This window comes from Clostridium sp. NkU-1, assembly GCA_001312405.1.
The window spans coordinates 308,263-323,226 of record BBDR01000001.1 but is presented as its reverse complement, the minus strand read 5'-3'; the positions used below and the strand labels follow the sequence as shown (position 1 = coordinate 323,226).

The window sequence follows — 14,964 nt, the reverse complement described above, 5'->3', positions numbered from 1 at the left end:
TGGGACAGCTACAGAAAGGTAAAATTAAGATGAGCAAAAGAGGACATATCATAAAAGAAGTTGATTCCGGCTCCATAGCAGATCAGCTGGAACTGGAGCCAGGGGATACGGTCCTGTCCATAGATGGTCATGAACTGGAAGACATTTTTGATTATGAGTATTACATTAACAGCGAGTCCATTCTCATGACCGTGAAAAAAAAAGACGGGGAAGAATGGGAGCTGGAAATAGAAAACCAATACGAGGATCTGGGTATTACCTTTGAAAACGGACTCATGAGTGAATACAGATCCTGCCGGAATAAATGCATTTTCTGCTTTATAGACCAGATGCCCCCTGGAATGAGAGAAACCCTGTATTTTAAGGATGACGATTCCAGGCTTTCCTTTTTGCAGGGGAACTACGTGACGCTGACTAACATGAGCGATCATGACATTGACCGCATCATAAAGTTTAAGCTGGCACCGATCAACATTTCCGTTCATACGACCAATCCTGCTTTAAGGTGTGAGATGCTTCACAACCGGTTTGCAGGCCAAGCCCTGGATAAGATCAAGAGGCTGTATGAGGCAGGGATCCCGATGAACGGACAGATTGTGCTTTGCAAGGGCGTCAATGACGGAAAGGAGCTGGAAAGGACCATAAAGGATTTATCAGAATACCTTCCGTATATGGAGAGTGTATCCGCCGTCCCTGTTGGAATGTCAAAATACCGGGATGGCCTGTATCCTTTACAGCCCTTTACAGCTGAAGATGCAAAAGAGATCGTGGAGATCATCGGACGATGGCAGAAAAAGCTTTTTAAAACCCATGGAACCCATTTCATTCATGCCAGTGACGAGCTTTATATCCTGGCGGGGCTGCCTTTTCCGGAAGAGAGCCGTTACGACGGATATATTCAGCTGGAAAACGGCGTAGGCATGCTGCGGCTTTTGGATGAGGAGATTAAGGCCGCTCTGGAAACCATGGAAGACGACCATAAGTCTGAAGAAATCTCAATCGCAACAGGCAGGCTTGCTGCTCCTTATATTGAAAGACATGCAAAAATGGTACAGGAAAAATTTCCAGGGCGGGTCATTCACGTTTATGCTATTACCAATGTCTTTTTCGGGGAGCAAATCACAGTGGCAGGCTTAATCACCGGCCAGGATTTAATCGGACAGCTTAAGGGACAGGCACTGGGCAGACGGTTATTGCTTCCGGAATGTATGTTCCGAAGCGGAGAAGAGGTATTTCTTGATGACCTGACCCGTCAGGATGTACAAAATGCTTTACAAGTACAGGTAGATATTGTAAAATCAAGCGGTCAGGATTTTGTACAGGCAGTTCTTGAGCCGGTAGAAGAGAGTGAAGCTTCTTATGAAGCATATGAGTTAAACACTTGCGGGTATACCTTTATGCCCGGAAAACATGGGCGAGGGAGAGAAATACTTCGGGTATATCTTTATGCCAAAAAAGCATGGGCAAAGAGGAGAAAGGAAATATTATATGAGTAAACCAGTGGTTGCCATCGTAGGCCGCCCCAATGTGGGAAAGTCTACTTTATTTAATGTTTTGGCCGGTGATACTATTTCTATTGTAAAAGACACACCGGGCGTTACCAGGGATCGGATCTATGCAGACTGTACCTGGCTGGATATGAATTTCACCCTGATTGATACGGGAGGCATTGAGCCGGACAGCAGTGATATCATCCTGTCCCAGATGCGGGAGCAGGCGGAAATAGCCATTGCCACTGCAGATGTTATCATCTTTATCGTGGATGTCCGTCAGGGACTGGTGGATGCGGATTCCAAGGTCGCTGACATACTTCGGAAATCAAAAAAAGCCTATCGTCCTTGCGGTCAATAAGGTGGATAGCTTCCAGAAGTTTGGTAATGATGTATATGAGTTCTATAACCTGGGAATCGGTGATCCTGTTCCTGTTTCCGCAGCTTCCAGACTGGGCCTTGGAGAGCTTCTTGATGAAGTAGCAAAACATTTTGGTGCTTTTGATACAGATGAAGAAGAGGATGACAGGCCGAGAATTGCAGTTGTGGGAAAACCAAACGTAGGAAAATCTTCTATTATAAATCAGCTTTTGGGAGAAAACCGGGTCATTGTCTCCAACATTGCAGGCACTACCAGGGATGCGGTGGATACAGAGATCGTCCATAATGGCACTGAATATGTGTTCATTGATACGGCAGGGCTGAGACGGAAAAGTAAGATCAAAGAGGAACTGGAGCGCTACAGCATCATCCGCACCGTTACAGCAGTTGAACGGGCCGATGTGGTGGTAGTGGTTATTGATGCTGAGGAAGGCGTAACCGAGCAGGACGCAAAAATTGCGGGTATTGCCCATGAGCGCGGTAAGGGCATCATTGTTGCAGTCAACAAATGGGATGCCATTGAAAAGAATGATAAGACCATCTATGAATATACAAATAAGATCAAAAACACCCTGTCCTTTATGCCTTATGCAGAGTACCTGTTTATCTCAGCAAAAACCGGACAGAGGATGAATAAGCTGTTCGAGGTGATTGATATGGTTCGGGAGAACCAGACCCTTCGGGTAGCTACCGGAGTTCTAAACGAAATCATGACAGAAGCCGTGGCCCTTCAGCAGCCGCCGTCTGACAAGGGCAAGCGGTTAAGGCTCTATTATATCACCCAGGTTGCCGTAAAGCCGCCTACTTTTGTAATCTTTGTAAATGACAAAGAACTGACCCACTTTTCTTATACCAGATACTTAGAAAACAGGATCCGGGAAGCATTCGGTTTCCGGGGAACCTCCCTTAAGTTTATATATAGAGAAAGAAGCGGAAAGGAACAGTAGTATGGAACGAATCATCTGTCTTTTTGCAGGTTATTTATTTGGACTCATACAGTCTGGTTATTTTTACGGAAAGGCCCATAAAATCGATATCCGGAATTACGGAAGCGGTAATTCCGGTACAACCAATGCCTTAAGGGTCATGGGGGCAAAGGCCGGAGCAGTGGTCTTTTTCGGGGATTTTTTTTAAAGTCATTGCTGCCTTGCCTTATGATCCGGGTCCTGTTCCGGTCCCAGCCGGAGATGATTTATCTTCTGTTATTGTATACGGGCTTTGGTGTTATTCTGGGCCATAATTACCCGTTCTATCTTAATTTCAAGGGCGGCAAGGGCATAGCGGCCACTGCCGGGCTGATCGTAGCTGCCGATTTAAGAATGACGCTTTTATGTCTGGTGGCATTTATTTTGATCGTTGCCATTACAAGATATGTTTCTCTGGGCTCCCTGGTGGTTGCAACGATTTTTATTGTATGGATGTTCCTCTTTGGATGGATGGGAGCCTATGGTATTGATCAAAATTGCTGCCGGAATTCTACATAGTGGCGGCGCTCATAAGCGGTCAGGCATTTTGGCGCCACCGGGCAAATATCGGACGCCTTGTCCGCGGCAGAGAGAATAAAATTTCCTTTGGTTCAGGAAAAAAATAAAATGAGGTGAAGAAAATGGCTAAAATCGGAGTGATCGGATCGGGGAGCTGGGGAATTGCGCTTGCAGCTCTTCTATATAATAATGGACATGAGGTGACCGTCTGGTCGGCTCTTCCCGAGGAAATTTCGGAGATGAAATCGACCCACAGGCATCATACCCTTCCGGATCTGGTACTTCCAGAGGATATGGTCTTTACGGAGGATCTGGAGGAAACCATGACAGGACAGGATCTTCTGGTAACAGCAGTTCCTTCCGTATATGTCCGTTCCACGGCAAGAAAGATGAATCCGTTTTGCAGATACGGCCAGGTGATTGTCAACGTTGCAAAAGGGATAGAAGAAGCCTCTCTTATGACCCTTTCCGAAATATTGGAAGAAGAACTTCCCATGGCAGATGTGGCAGTCCTTTCCGGTCCCAGCCATGCGGAAGAGGTGAGCAAAAACCTTCCCACCACCTGCGTTGCAGGTGCCCGTACCAGAAAGACAGCTGAATACGTTCAGGGAATTTTCATGAGTGAGGTTTTCCGGGTTTACACAAGCCCCGACATCCAGGGAATCGAGCTTGGAGCCTCCCTTAAAAACGTCATTGCCCTTGCAGCCGGAATTGCAGATGGGCTGGGCTATGGAGATAACACAAAAGCGGCCCTTATTACAAGAGGTATCGCTGAGATATCCAGGCTGGGAACGGAAATGGGCGGTAAATTCCAGACCTTTTGCGGCTTGTCCGGAATCGGTGATCTGATCGTGACCTGTGCAAGTATGCACAGCCGGAACAGAAGAGCCGGAATCCTGATCGGCCAGGGAAGGACCATGGAGGAAGCCACAAAGGAAGTGAAGATGGTGGTGGAAGGCATTTATTCTGCCAAAGCCGCTCTGGCCCTGTCGGAAAAATACGATGTTTCCATGCCTATTGTGGAACAGGTAAATGCAGTTTTATTTGATAATAAACCAGCCTCTGAGGCTGTCAAGGAACTGATGCTTCGGGATAAGACCATTGAAAGTTCTGATCTGCCCTGGGATAAATAATGCCCTCCCTTTAAGGATCGGCTGGAAAAAAGAAACATGTCGATTTTTTTCATAATTAACCTAAAATCAGTTGACATTTTTTTAAAAGCCATTTTATTATAAAGACTATGTATACGTAAGCGGCGCTCGATCCCTATGCCCAAATTACTGTATATATAGAACGTTTTATGAGGAGGAACGGATTATGAAAAAATCTATGAAGAAGTTACTGAGCCTTACCATGGCAGTTGCTTTGGCAGCATCTTTAACTGCCTGCGGAAGCGGAAAAACTTCAGAAACCACTGCGGCATCAGGAGAATCCACGGAAGCAGCAAAGGCTTCTGGAGAAGGATCCTTTAAAATCGGTGGTATCGGACCAATTACCGGAAGTACAGCGATTTACGGGCAGGCTGTTATGCGCGGTGCTGAACTTGCCATTGACGAAATCAACGCAAGCGGCGGAATAGGCGGCACTCAGATTGAGTACAACTTCCAGGATGATGAAAACGATACGGAAAAAGCAGTAAATGCCTACAATACCTTAAAGGATTGGGGTATGCAGATGTTAGTCGGTACCGTCACCTCCGCTCCCTGTATCGCAGTAGGTGCGGAATCCAGTAATGACAATATATTCCAGCTCACTCCTTCCGGCTCTGCAGTAGACTGCGCAAAGTTTGACAACCAGTTCCGTGTATGCTTCTCCGATCCGAACCAGGGAGCAGCTTCCGCACAGTACATTGGTGAGAACAAGCTGGCTACTAAGGTTGCCATCATTTATGACAGTTCCGATGTTTACTCATCCGGTATCCATGATAAATTCCTTTCTGAAGCAGCAAATCAGGGAATTGAAATTGTGTCTGATGAGGCCTTTACCGCAGACAACAATACCAATTTCTCCGTACAGCTTCAAAAAGCACAGGATTCAGGCGCTGAGCTTGTATTCCTTCCGATTTACTATTCCCAGGCTGCCCTGATCCTTGCACAGGCAAAGCAGATGGGATTTGATCCCCAGTTCTTTGGCTGCGACGGACTTGACGGACTTTTAAACGTAGAAAACTTTGACACTGCATTGACTGAAAATGTAATGCTTCTGACACCATTTGCTGCTGATGCAAAGGATGAGCTGACACAGAAGTTTGTTACAACATTCAAAGAGAAATACGGTGAGATCCCGAACCAGTTTGCTGCTGATGGTTATGATGCGGTTTACGCCATCAAGGCTGCCGCTGAAAAGGCCGGACTTACAGCAGATATGGATGCTTCTGCAATCTGCGATGCATTAAAGACAGCTATGACAGAAGTTTCCGTAAACGGCTTAACAGGCGAGAACATGAAATGGTCAGAGGACGGAGAACCTGATAAGGCTCCAAAAGCAGTTAAGATCGTAAACGGTGTTTACACAGCGATGTAATTACCGAGGCATAATTCGCTAAATGGCCCAATGGAGGGTCGTCCAGAGGACGACTCTCTTCTTTTAAAATAAACAACGAATGAGGTGCGATGGTATGATGAGTTTCATATCCTATTTTATTAATGGTCTAAGCCTGGGCAGTGTTTATGCAATCATTGCCTTAGGATATACCATGGTATATGGCATTGCAAGATGCTTAACTTTGCTCACGGTGATGTAATTATGATTGGAGGATACGTAGTGTTCACAGTCGTCAGCACAATGGGCCTTGGCCCGGTTGCCGGCATACTCCTTGCAGTGATCCTATGCACGGTACTTGGCGTTGTCATTGAGGGCGTTGCTTATCGTCCTCTCCGTATGGCAAGTCCTCTGGCAGTTCTGATCACGCAATCGGTGTAAGCTACTTACTCCAAAACATCGCACTGCTCGTTTTTGGTTCTAATCCGAAATCCTTTACTTCTGTAGTAACAATTCCGGCTCTTAAGCTTTCAGGGGGAAAGCTTACCATTTCCGGTGAGACCATTGTTACGATCATCAGCTGCGTTATCATTATGATCGGTCTGACCATGTTTATCAAAAAGACAAGAGCAGGGCAGGCCATGCTTGCAGTATCGGAAGATAAGGGAGCTGCTCAGCTCATGGGGATTAATGTAGATGGAACCATTGCCCTTACTTTTGCCATTGGCTCTGCTCTGGCTGCTGTTGCCGGCGCCCTTCTTTGTTCCGCCTATCCGACTCTTACCCCCTATACCGGCTCCATGCCAGGCATTAAGGCATTCGTAGCTGCCGTATTTGGCGGAATCGGATCCATTCCGGGAGCATTGATCGGCGGACTTTTACTGGGTGTGATTGAAAACTTAAGCAAAGCTTACATTTCTTCCCAGCTTTCCGATGCCATTGTATTTGCGGTCCTTATTGTCGTTCTTCTAGTAAAGCCTACAGGAATCCTGGGTAAGAAGATTAACGAGAAAGTATAGGTGAACGACATGGAAAAAAGTATGAAAATGAAATTCCGTCTGAATAAGACTTTAAAAAGCAACATAATAACCTTTGGGCTGGTGATCGCCGCTTTTATCATTGTACAGCTTCTTATAAATGCAGGCCAGGTAAGCAGCCTGATGAAAGGCCTTTTGGTGCCTATCTGCATCTACACCATTATGGCAATATCCTTAAACTTAACGGTAGGCATCCTTGGAGAACTGAGCCTGGGACATGCAGGCTTCATGTGTGTGGGAGCTTTTTCCAGTGCTTTGTTTTCCATTTCCATGCTGGAAGCCATTCCAAATCCGGGAATCCGTTTCTTTTTCGCTATTTTGATCGGAGCTTTTTCAGCGGCTTTGGCTGGCATTGTGGTCGGGATTCCGGTTTTAAGGCTCCGAGGCGATTATTTAGCCATTGTTACTCTGGCATTTGGAGAAATCATTAAAAACGTAATGAACGTGATCTACATTGGAAAGGATGGATCAGGGCTTCATTTTTCCACGAAAAATGCAATGGCTCTCAATATGGCAGAAGAGGGAAAGGTGATCATAAACGGCGCCCAGGGCATTACCGGAACGCCTAAAAATTCCACCTTTGCTATTGGTATCATCCTTATTTTGATCACTCTGGTAATTGTTCTGAATTTGATTAATTCCAGATCCGGACGGGCAATCATGTCTGTAAGAGATAACCGCATTGCCGCAGAATCCATTGGCATCAACATAACAAAATATAAATTAATGGCCTTTACCATTTCAGCCTCCCTGGCAGGTGTGGCCGGTGTACTGTATTCCCATAACCTTTCTGCCCTTACTGCGACACAGAAGAATTTTGGATATAACCAGTCCATCATGATTCTTGTATTTGTGGTTCTCGGCGGAATCGGAAATATCCGTGGTTCCATGATCGCTGCAGTTATCCTGACTCTGCTTCCGGAGCTTCTTAGAGGTTTAAATACCTACCGGATGCTGATTTACGCCATCATCCTGATCGTCATGATGATTTTTAACTGGAGTCCTAAATTAATCGATTTCAGGAAACGGTATTTTCATAAGAACAGGGCATAGAAGGAGAGGGTATAACCATGGCTTTACTGGAAATCAAGAATCTGGGAATTTCCTTTGGCGGACTGCGCGCCGTAGATAATTTCAGCATTACCATAGAAAAAGGACAGCTTTATGGTCTTATCGGCCCAAACGGGGCAGGTAAAACCACCATCTTTAACCTTTTAACCGGTGTATATAAACCAAATACAGGTACTATTTTGCTGGACGGAGAGAACATGACAGGAAAAAAAACAGTGGATATCAACAGGGCCGGGATCGCCAGGACCTTTCAGAATATCCGCCTGTTTAAGGAATTAACTGTTCTTGATAATGTTAAGACCGGCCTTCATAACAGCTATTCCTATTCAACCGTCGCAGGAATTCTTCGTCTGCCAAAGTATTTTAAGGTGGAAAAGGAGATGGATGAACGGGCCATAGAGCTTTTGAAAGTATTTGGCCTTGATGAAGAAAAGGATATCCTTGCTTCCAATCTTCCATACGGAAAGCAGAGGAAGCTGGAGATCGCCCGTGCTCTTGCCACTGGTCCCAAGCTTTTGCTTCTGGACGAACCAGCAGCCGGTATGAATCCCAACGAAACCACAGAGCTTATGGACACCATACGCTTTGTACGGGATAATTTTGATATGACCATTCTGTTAATTGAACACGATATGAAGCTTGTTTCCGGGATCTGTGAAAAACTGACCGTACTGAATTTCGGTCAGGTGCTTACCCAGGGAAAAACAGCGGATGTGCTCAATGATCCGGAAGTTATCAAGGCATATCTGGGAGAATAAGGAGGCTTAAGGCATGGCATTACTTGAAGTAAAAGATCTGGAAGTCTATTATGGCGTCATCAAGGCGCTCAAAAGTATTTCCTTTGAAGTAAATGAGGGCGAGATCGTGGCCCTGATCGGCGCTAACGGTGCTGGAAAAACCACGACCCTTCATACCATAACCGGTCTTTTAAAGGCTGCTTCCGGAACAATTCAGTTTGACGGCCACGATATCACAAGAATTCGGGGCGATAAAATTGTTAGCATGGGTATGGCTCATGTACCGGAAGGACGGCGGGTTTTCGCAGCTTTAAGCGTTTATGAAAATTTAAAGCTGGGTGCTTATACAAGGCGGGATAAAAACGAGATAGAAGAAACCCTGCAGATGATCTACAAACGTTTCCCAAGGCTTCAGGAAAGAAAGAACCAGCCTGCTGGAACCTTAAGCGGCGGAGAGCAGCAGATGTTAGCCATGGGGCGGGCACTGATGAGCCATCCAAAGGTGATCGTACTGGACGAGCCGTCTATGGGACTTTCTCCCATATATGTGAACGAGATTTTTGATATCATCCAGGAGATCAACAAATCAGGAACTACGGTTTTGCTGGTTGAGCAGAACGCAAAAAAAAGCTTTGTCCATTGCAAACCGCGCTTATGTTCTGGAAACAGGGGCGATTGTCTTAAGCGGCGATGCCCACGAACTGATGAATAATGATTCGGTGAAGAAAGCATATCTAAGCGAATAATTCCCGAAGCGTATTTGAACATTTATTTCTGCGTTTTGTACACTTTGGATACAATAAACCTGTCGTTTTCCATTTGTAGCATAGGGAAAGCGACAGGTTTTTAAGTGTATCTATGAGCCGGAAACCAGCTGTGGTTTCTTTTTATGTTTCAATAGCAGCATACTTACAAACGCTGAAACTGCAGTTAATATAATTGCTGCAATAACTGCCTGCAGTAGCCAAAAGGAAATATAACCCAGCTTTTGGACTCCGTCAGATATTAAAATGGATAAGGCATCATAGGAATTATCTATAAAGCGTTGTCCTCCATAACATAAAGCTACATAAATATAGTGATTTTTTTAAAACAGGAAATAATTGCCATGCCGTTATGGTAAATAATATGGCAAAAAAAACGCTGATCGGTAGGGTAGTATCTCCGGGCAAAAAGACTCCAAAGGCAGGATAGAGATCACCCGTGCCTAATATAATCCCAAGAAAGGAGATTTTCAGCAGATTATAAACAGGAACTGTTCCTACCTCTTTTTCTTCTTTCCATTCTTTCTTTTTTTACAAAAAATCTGCTAATCACTATACTGAATACAAACACTGCAAGTGGAAATACCCAAAAATCCAAGAAAGTAGAATCCTCAGCCACAGCATTTGCCGGAGTAAAATCTATACCCCAAATGGTTGGTAAGCTTATGTCAAAGGTATAAAGCAAATTGGAAAGAAGTAAAAATAAATTGCTAGCATAAGTCCATGTAAAAATCAGAAGAGGGCAAGCAATCACCACGTTTTTCAAAGTGGGAAACAGTTTGCACACAAGTACTGTAAAAAAATACGTTAAATAATACTCCAAAAGCCCAATTAATCATGCTGCGGTGAAAAACTAAGGAATAAGTGCAGCCCTGCTTTGCCAGTTCGGCTAAAAAAGCAAGAAGACATAATTTCATTGCAAATGGTAACGAAAATGTTTTATGGTTCATTAACTTTTACTCCCCTTATAATTGCATGAAACACTGACACTATATGTTGTCCAACCACCAATATTTCTATTTACTCTGCAGCTAAATTTGACAGTAGCTTTAGAAGTTCCATTCCCGGAAGTCGATGTCTGCTCGTTTTCCACATCGCTTATTCCGGAAGAATTAGTAAGCGCTCCATCTTCCCCTGATGCATATACTGTTTTTGCAGCGCTATCCCATTCAAAATCCGCACTAACTTCTACAGCTCCTGTAGCTCCGTAACTTTTAGTTTTTGTATAACGTGCACTTCCTGATGATGCCGCTCTGGCCGATTTCATTGGATTTGGAATACTGTACTTTACATAAGTTCTTTCTACATAAGGTGTACCATCTTCTTCCGTGCTCCAAACTTCTGAAACAAGAGCTCCCTTCGATAAATCAGGTCCTTTGTCCTGTATTCGTAACTGTGCCATGGACATGTTGGAAGCCATAGTCTGTGATGAAACTGTAGTGCCTGCAGCCAGCGCCTGAGGTGCGATTGTAATGCTTGCAGCCAATGCCATTAAAAATACTGCCGTTTGCTTTTGAAATTTTTTCATTTCAATTTCCTCCTTTAACGATTAGTTTTTTTCAAAACGAGAATAATACTATTTTTTTATTATATCATACGATTATGCCATTGAAATATTATTGCAATTTTCGTTGCTTTTTCCTTCCTGAGCGTAAAAAGCACCTGTTTTGATATTATATGCTTGTATCTTTCATGCGAAAAAAACAGATGCATCTTAGACGATTGCGAAGCTCTGAAACCATAAGGAAAACAGGATTCGAAGCACACTCGTAAAGATAGGAATAATCCTTTCTCCCATGCATATAGTATAACAGCACAGAAGGGGGAATCTTTATGGACAATTATAACGTATACAATGATATCAAAGCCCGAACCAACGGAGAAATCTACATTGGAGTTGTGGGGCCGGTGAGAACAGGAAAATCGACTTTTATTAAGCGTTTTATGGAATTAATGGTTCTGCCGGGCATGGAGGATGAACACCAGAAAACTCAGACAAGGGACGAACTGCCCCAGAGTGCGGCAGGAAAAACCATCATGACCACGGAACCCAAATTCATCCCCAAAGAAGCTGCCATCATCCGTCTGGGAGATGAGATTGAAACAAAAGTCCGCTTGATCGACTGTGTAGGCTTTATGGTAGACGGTGCTGCCGGCCACATTGAAAATGATGAAGAGCGGCTTGTGAAGACGCCCTGGTTTGATTATGAGATACCTTTTACAAAAGCGGCGGAAATCGGAACCAGAAAGGTCATCAATGACCATTCTACCATTGGCGTAGTCATCACCACAGACGGTTCCATCGGTGAACTGAAGCGTCCTAATTACATAGCTGCTGAAGAGCGCACCGTACAGGAATTAAAAGCTCTTGGGAAACCCTTTATTATGCTGCTTAATTCCGCAAAGCCATATTCAGACGAAACGGCAGCCCTCTCAAAGGAAATGAGCCAGAAATATGGGGTAACGGTCATGCCCATTAACTGCGAACAGTTAAAAAAGGATGACGTAAACAACATCCTTGAACGGGTATTAAAGGAATTTCCTGTGACGGAAATGGATTTCTTCATTCCAAAATGGCTTGAGATCCTCCCTGCAACCCATTGGTTAAAAGCCCAGGTCATCCAGGCTGCAAAGGATATGGTTAAAAAGGTGTCCCATATGAAGGACGTATCCCCAGACTTATTTGACGGATCTGCAGAAAGCGTCCGGTCCATTAAGATCCAGAACATGAATATGGCCGACGGCAGTGTTTCTGTTGCCATGGATGTGGATGACAGTTATTATTATCAGATTTTAAGCGATTACGTAGGGCTTCCGATTGAGGGAGAATACCAGTTGATGCAGACCTTAAGCGAGCTTGCCAAAATGAAGGTGGAATACGAAAAGGTCAACCAGGCCATGAGCCAGGTTCGTTTCAAAGGTTATGGAATCGTGACCCCGGAACGGTCCGAGATTATACTGGATGAACCGGAAGTCATCAAACACGGAAATAAATACGGAGTAAAAATGCGGGCAGAAGCACCTTCCATCAATTTAATCAAAGCCCATATCCAGACGGAGATCGCCCCCATTGTTGGAAGCGAACAGCAGGCAGAAGATTTAATCGCTTACATCAAAGAAAATGCAAGAGAAAGCGAAGAAGGAATATGGAACACCAATATCTTTGGAAAATCCATTGAACAGATCGTGGAAGACGGCATTCAGCAAAAGGTTTCCCAGCTTACGGAAGACTGTCAAATAAAACTTCAGGACACCCTCCAAAAAAATAATTAATGATAGTAATGGCGGTATGATTTGCATTATTATCTAAATTAATGGTATAATACAAAAAACAGGTACAAAAGGAGGGCTTATATGAAATTAATGTTCATCGGCGCAGCCCGCGAGGTAACCGGGAGCTGTCATTATCTGGAAGCTGCCGGTTTAAAAAATCCTTGTGGACTGCGGTATGGAGCAGGGGATTGATAAATTTGTAAATGTGGATCTGCCGGTCAGCTACGCTGAAATTGATTATGTTCTTTTGACCCATGCCCATATCGATCACGCAGGGATGCTTCCTTTCATCTATGCCAGGGGCTTCCGGGGACAGGTGATCTCCACCGTGGCAACTGCTGACCTTTGCGGCATTATGCTGAAGGACAGTGCCCATATTCAGGAGTCCGAAACAGAATGGAAGAACAGAAAGGCCAGGCGGGCAGGGCTTCCGGAAGAAGAACCCCTGTACGGAGTCAATGATGCCATGGGCGTTATGGAGCTGTTTCATTCCTACAATTACAATGAAAAGGTGGAACTGGAGGATGGCTTTACAATACGCTTTATAGATGTAGGCCATCTTCTTGGTTCCGCCTCTATTGAAATCTGGATCACAGAAGGTGGAACATCCAGAAAAATCGTATTCTCCGGTGATATCGGCAACAAGAACAAGCCCTTAATCCGTGATCCTCACTACATAAAAGAGGCGGATTATGTGGTCATGGAATGTACCTACGGAGACCGGCTTCACGGTGTGATACCGGATCATGTTTCCGTTCTTGCAGGCATTGTCCAGAAGACCCTGGACAGAAAAGGAAACGTGGTGATACCCGCTTTTGCAGTGGGAAGGACCCAGGAGCTCCTTTATATGTTCCGCCGTATCAAGGCAGAAAAGCTAGTCACCGGACATGACGGATTTGAGGTTTATGTCGACAGCCTCTTGCAGTGGAAGCGACCCAGATCTTTAAAGATAATCTGGTTGACTGCTACGACGAGGAAACAAAGGAACTGGTAATGAAAGGCATTAATCCCATATCCTTTCCAGGCCTTAAGCTGTCAGTTACCAGCGAGGAATCCAAGAACATTAATTTTAATTCAAAACCAAAAGTGATCATATCAGCGGCAGGCATGTGCGATGCAGGCCGTATCCGCCATCACTTAAAGCATAATTTATGGAGGCCGGAATGCACCATTGTTTTCACCGGATACCAGTCCATAGGAACCTTGGGGAGAAGCCTGATCGAAGGGTGTAGCGAGGTTAGGCTATTTGGCGAAACCATTCAGGTGGAAGCCCATATAGAACAGATGGATGGGATGAGTTCCCACGCAGATATGGAAGGATTGATTGCCTGGTTGAACGCATTTGAAGAAAAACCACGACAAGTATTTCTGGTACACGGTGATGATCTGGTCTGCAGCTCCTTTGAACAGCTTCTTGGGAAGGATTACGGATACAGAGTAAATGCCCCTCACTCCGGTTCTGTTTATGATCTTTCCCTGGGAAGATGGCTGAATGAAACAGAGGGCATTGCAGTAGTCAAATCACCTGAAATCTCAAAAAAACCAGCAGGAGTTTACGGAAGGCTTTTTGCTGCAGGCGAAAGGCTTTTGCAGGTTATCCGTCATAACGAAGGCGGAGCCAATAAAGATCTTGCCAAATTTGCGGATCAGATTAATTCTTTATGTGATAAATGGGATAGATAAGGAGAACAACAGAAAGTGACGAAAGTACAATTATTTACCGACGGAGCTGCCAGAGGAAACCCCGACGGGCCGGGAGGCTATGGCGCGGTTTTACAGTTTATGGATTCCAAAGGGCAGCTCCACGAAAAAAACCATGGCAGCAGGATATGTAAAGACCACCAACAACCGCATGGAACTGATGGCGGCCATTGCAGGTCTGGAAGCCCTTACCAGGCCCTGCCAGGTGGAACTATACTCTGATTCCAAATATGTGACAGATGCATTTAATCAGCATTGGATTGACAACTGGATAAAAAAACAACTGGAAGAGAGGCAAAAGCGGCCCTGTAAAGAACATTGATCTATGGGAAAGGCTGTTAAAAGCCATGGAACCTCATCAGGTGACTTTTCACTGGGTAAAGGGACATGCCGGCCACCCCCAGAACGAACGGTGCGACGTGCTGGCCACAAGCGCTGCGGACGGAGACAATCTGCTGATCGACGAAGGGATATGACATGGCAGCCATTGGAAAATGCCAAAAACTTACATATCTCTTACAATGTCTTACTAATTGCGGATTCCT

The 14,964-nt window shown here is 44.8% G+C and carries 8 protein-coding genes and 6 pseudogenes; 13 read left to right on the top strand and 1 reads right to left on the bottom strand.

Features of this window, described 5'->3' with window-relative positions; genetic code table 11:
• Positions 1-29: 29 nt before the first annotated feature.
• The 10 genes and pseudogenes from JCM10519_RS01620 (at position 30) to JCM10519_RS01580 (ending at position 9,427) form a co-directional block, all read left to right on the top strand.
• A complete protein-coding gene (locus tag JCM10519_RS01620) occupies positions 30-1,496 on the top strand; it encodes a DUF512 domain-containing protein (RefSeq protein ID WP_347842789.1) in 1,467 nt (488 codons plus the stop codon).
• Positions 1,489-2,818, top strand: a pseudogene (gene der, locus JCM10519_RS01615) (ribosome biogenesis GTPase Der). Before JCM10519_RS01620 ends, der begins: the two are co-directional and overlap by 8 nt.
• 1 nt (position 2,819) lies before the next feature.
• Complete coding sequence (locus JCM10519_RS25215) at positions 2,820-3,005, top strand: glycerol-3-phosphate acyltransferase (protein WP_347842788.1); 186 nt, start codon at positions 2,820-2,822, stop codon at positions 3,003-3,005.
• Positions 3,006-3,025: 20 nt separating this feature from the next.
• Positions 3,026-3,355 carry a glycerol-3-phosphate acyltransferase gene (locus tag JCM10519_RS25210; RefSeq protein WP_347842787.1) on the top strand — a complete coding sequence of 110 codons (330 nt, stop codon included), beginning with the start codon at positions 3,026-3,028 and terminating at the stop codon, positions 3,353-3,355.
• 122 nt (positions 3,356-3,477) lie between these two features.
• The gene (locus JCM10519_RS01605; protein ID WP_054737761.1) at positions 3,478-4,488 is read left to right on the top strand and encodes an NAD(P)H-dependent glycerol-3-phosphate dehydrogenase; all 1,011 of its coding nucleotides are present in this window, start codon (positions 3,478-3,480) and stop codon (positions 4,486-4,488) included.
• 184 nt (positions 4,489-4,672) lie between these two features.
• Positions 4,673-5,878, top strand: a complete 1,206-nt coding sequence (locus JCM10519_RS01600; protein WP_054737760.1) for an ABC transporter substrate-binding protein — start codon at positions 4,673-4,675, stop codon at positions 5,876-5,878.
• A gap of 97 nt (positions 5,879-5,975) precedes the next feature.
• Positions 5,976-6,855 (top strand): annotated as a pseudogene (locus JCM10519_RS01595) (branched-chain amino acid ABC transporter permease).
• A 9-nt stretch (positions 6,856-6,864) separates the two neighbouring features.
• On the top strand, positions 6,865-7,926 hold the full coding sequence (locus JCM10519_RS01590; protein ID WP_054737841.1) for an amino acid ABC transporter permease: 1,062 nt from the start codon (positions 6,865-6,867) through the stop codon (positions 7,924-7,926).
• 17 nt (positions 7,927-7,943) lie between these two features.
• Positions 7,944-8,702: an ATP-binding cassette domain-containing protein gene (locus JCM10519_RS01585; RefSeq protein WP_054737759.1), complete on the top strand. Its 759-nt coding sequence runs from the start codon at positions 7,944-7,946 to the stop codon at positions 8,700-8,702.
• Positions 8,703-8,715: 13 nt separating this feature from the next.
• A pseudogene (locus tag JCM10519_RS01580) lies at positions 8,716-9,427 on the top strand (ABC transporter ATP-binding protein).
• A 967-nt stretch (positions 9,428-10,394) separates the two neighbouring features.
• Here JCM10519_RS01580 and JCM10519_RS01570 read toward each other — a convergent pair.
• Complete coding sequence (locus tag JCM10519_RS01570) at positions 10,395-10,973, bottom strand: hypothetical protein (RefSeq protein WP_054737757.1); 579 nt, start codon at positions 10,971-10,973, stop codon at positions 10,395-10,397.
• Between the two features lie 305 nt (positions 10,974-11,278).
• Between JCM10519_RS01570 and spoIVA the strand changes: the two are divergent.
• The 3 pseudogenes from spoIVA (at position 11,279) to rnhA (ending at position 14,895) form a co-directional block, all read left to right on the top strand.
• Positions 11,279-12,755: pseudogene (gene spoIVA, locus JCM10519_RS01565) on the top strand (stage IV sporulation protein A).
• A gap of 44 nt (positions 12,756-12,799) precedes the next feature.
• Positions 12,800-14,401: pseudogene (locus JCM10519_RS01560) on the top strand (MBL fold metallo-hydrolase).
• A gap of 15 nt (positions 14,402-14,416) precedes the next feature.
• Positions 14,417-14,895 (top strand): annotated as a pseudogene (gene rnhA, locus JCM10519_RS01555) (ribonuclease HI).
• Positions 14,896-14,964 lie beyond the last annotated feature (69 nt).

Excerpts from the sequence above, each read along its gene's own strand:
- JCM10519_RS01620 (WP_347842789.1), top strand. The coding sequence starts at position 30 with ATGAGCAAAAGAGGACATATCATAAAAGAAGTTGATTCCGGCTCCATA.
- JCM10519_RS25215 (WP_347842788.1), top strand. The coding sequence starts at position 2,820 with ATGGAACGAATCATCTGTCTTTTTGCAGGTTATTTATTTGGACTCATA.
- JCM10519_RS25210 (WP_347842787.1), top strand. The coding sequence starts at position 3,026 with ATGATCCGGGTCCTGTTCCGGTCCCAGCCGGAGATGATTTATCTTCTG.
- JCM10519_RS01605 (WP_054737761.1), top strand. The coding sequence starts at position 3,478 with ATGGCTAAAATCGGAGTGATCGGATCGGGGAGCTGGGGAATTGCGCTT.
- JCM10519_RS01600 (WP_054737760.1), top strand. The coding sequence starts at position 4,673 with ATGAAAAAATCTATGAAGAAGTTACTGAGCCTTACCATGGCAGTTGCT.
- JCM10519_RS01590 (WP_054737841.1), top strand. The coding sequence starts at position 6,865 with ATGGAAAAAAGTATGAAAATGAAATTCCGTCTGAATAAGACTTTAAAA.
- JCM10519_RS01585 (WP_054737759.1), top strand. The coding sequence starts at position 7,944 with ATGGCTTTACTGGAAATCAAGAATCTGGGAATTTCCTTTGGCGGACTG.
- JCM10519_RS01570 (WP_054737757.1), bottom strand. The coding sequence starts at position 10,973 with ATGAAAAAATTTCAAAAGCAAACGGCAGTATTTTTAATGGCATTGGCT.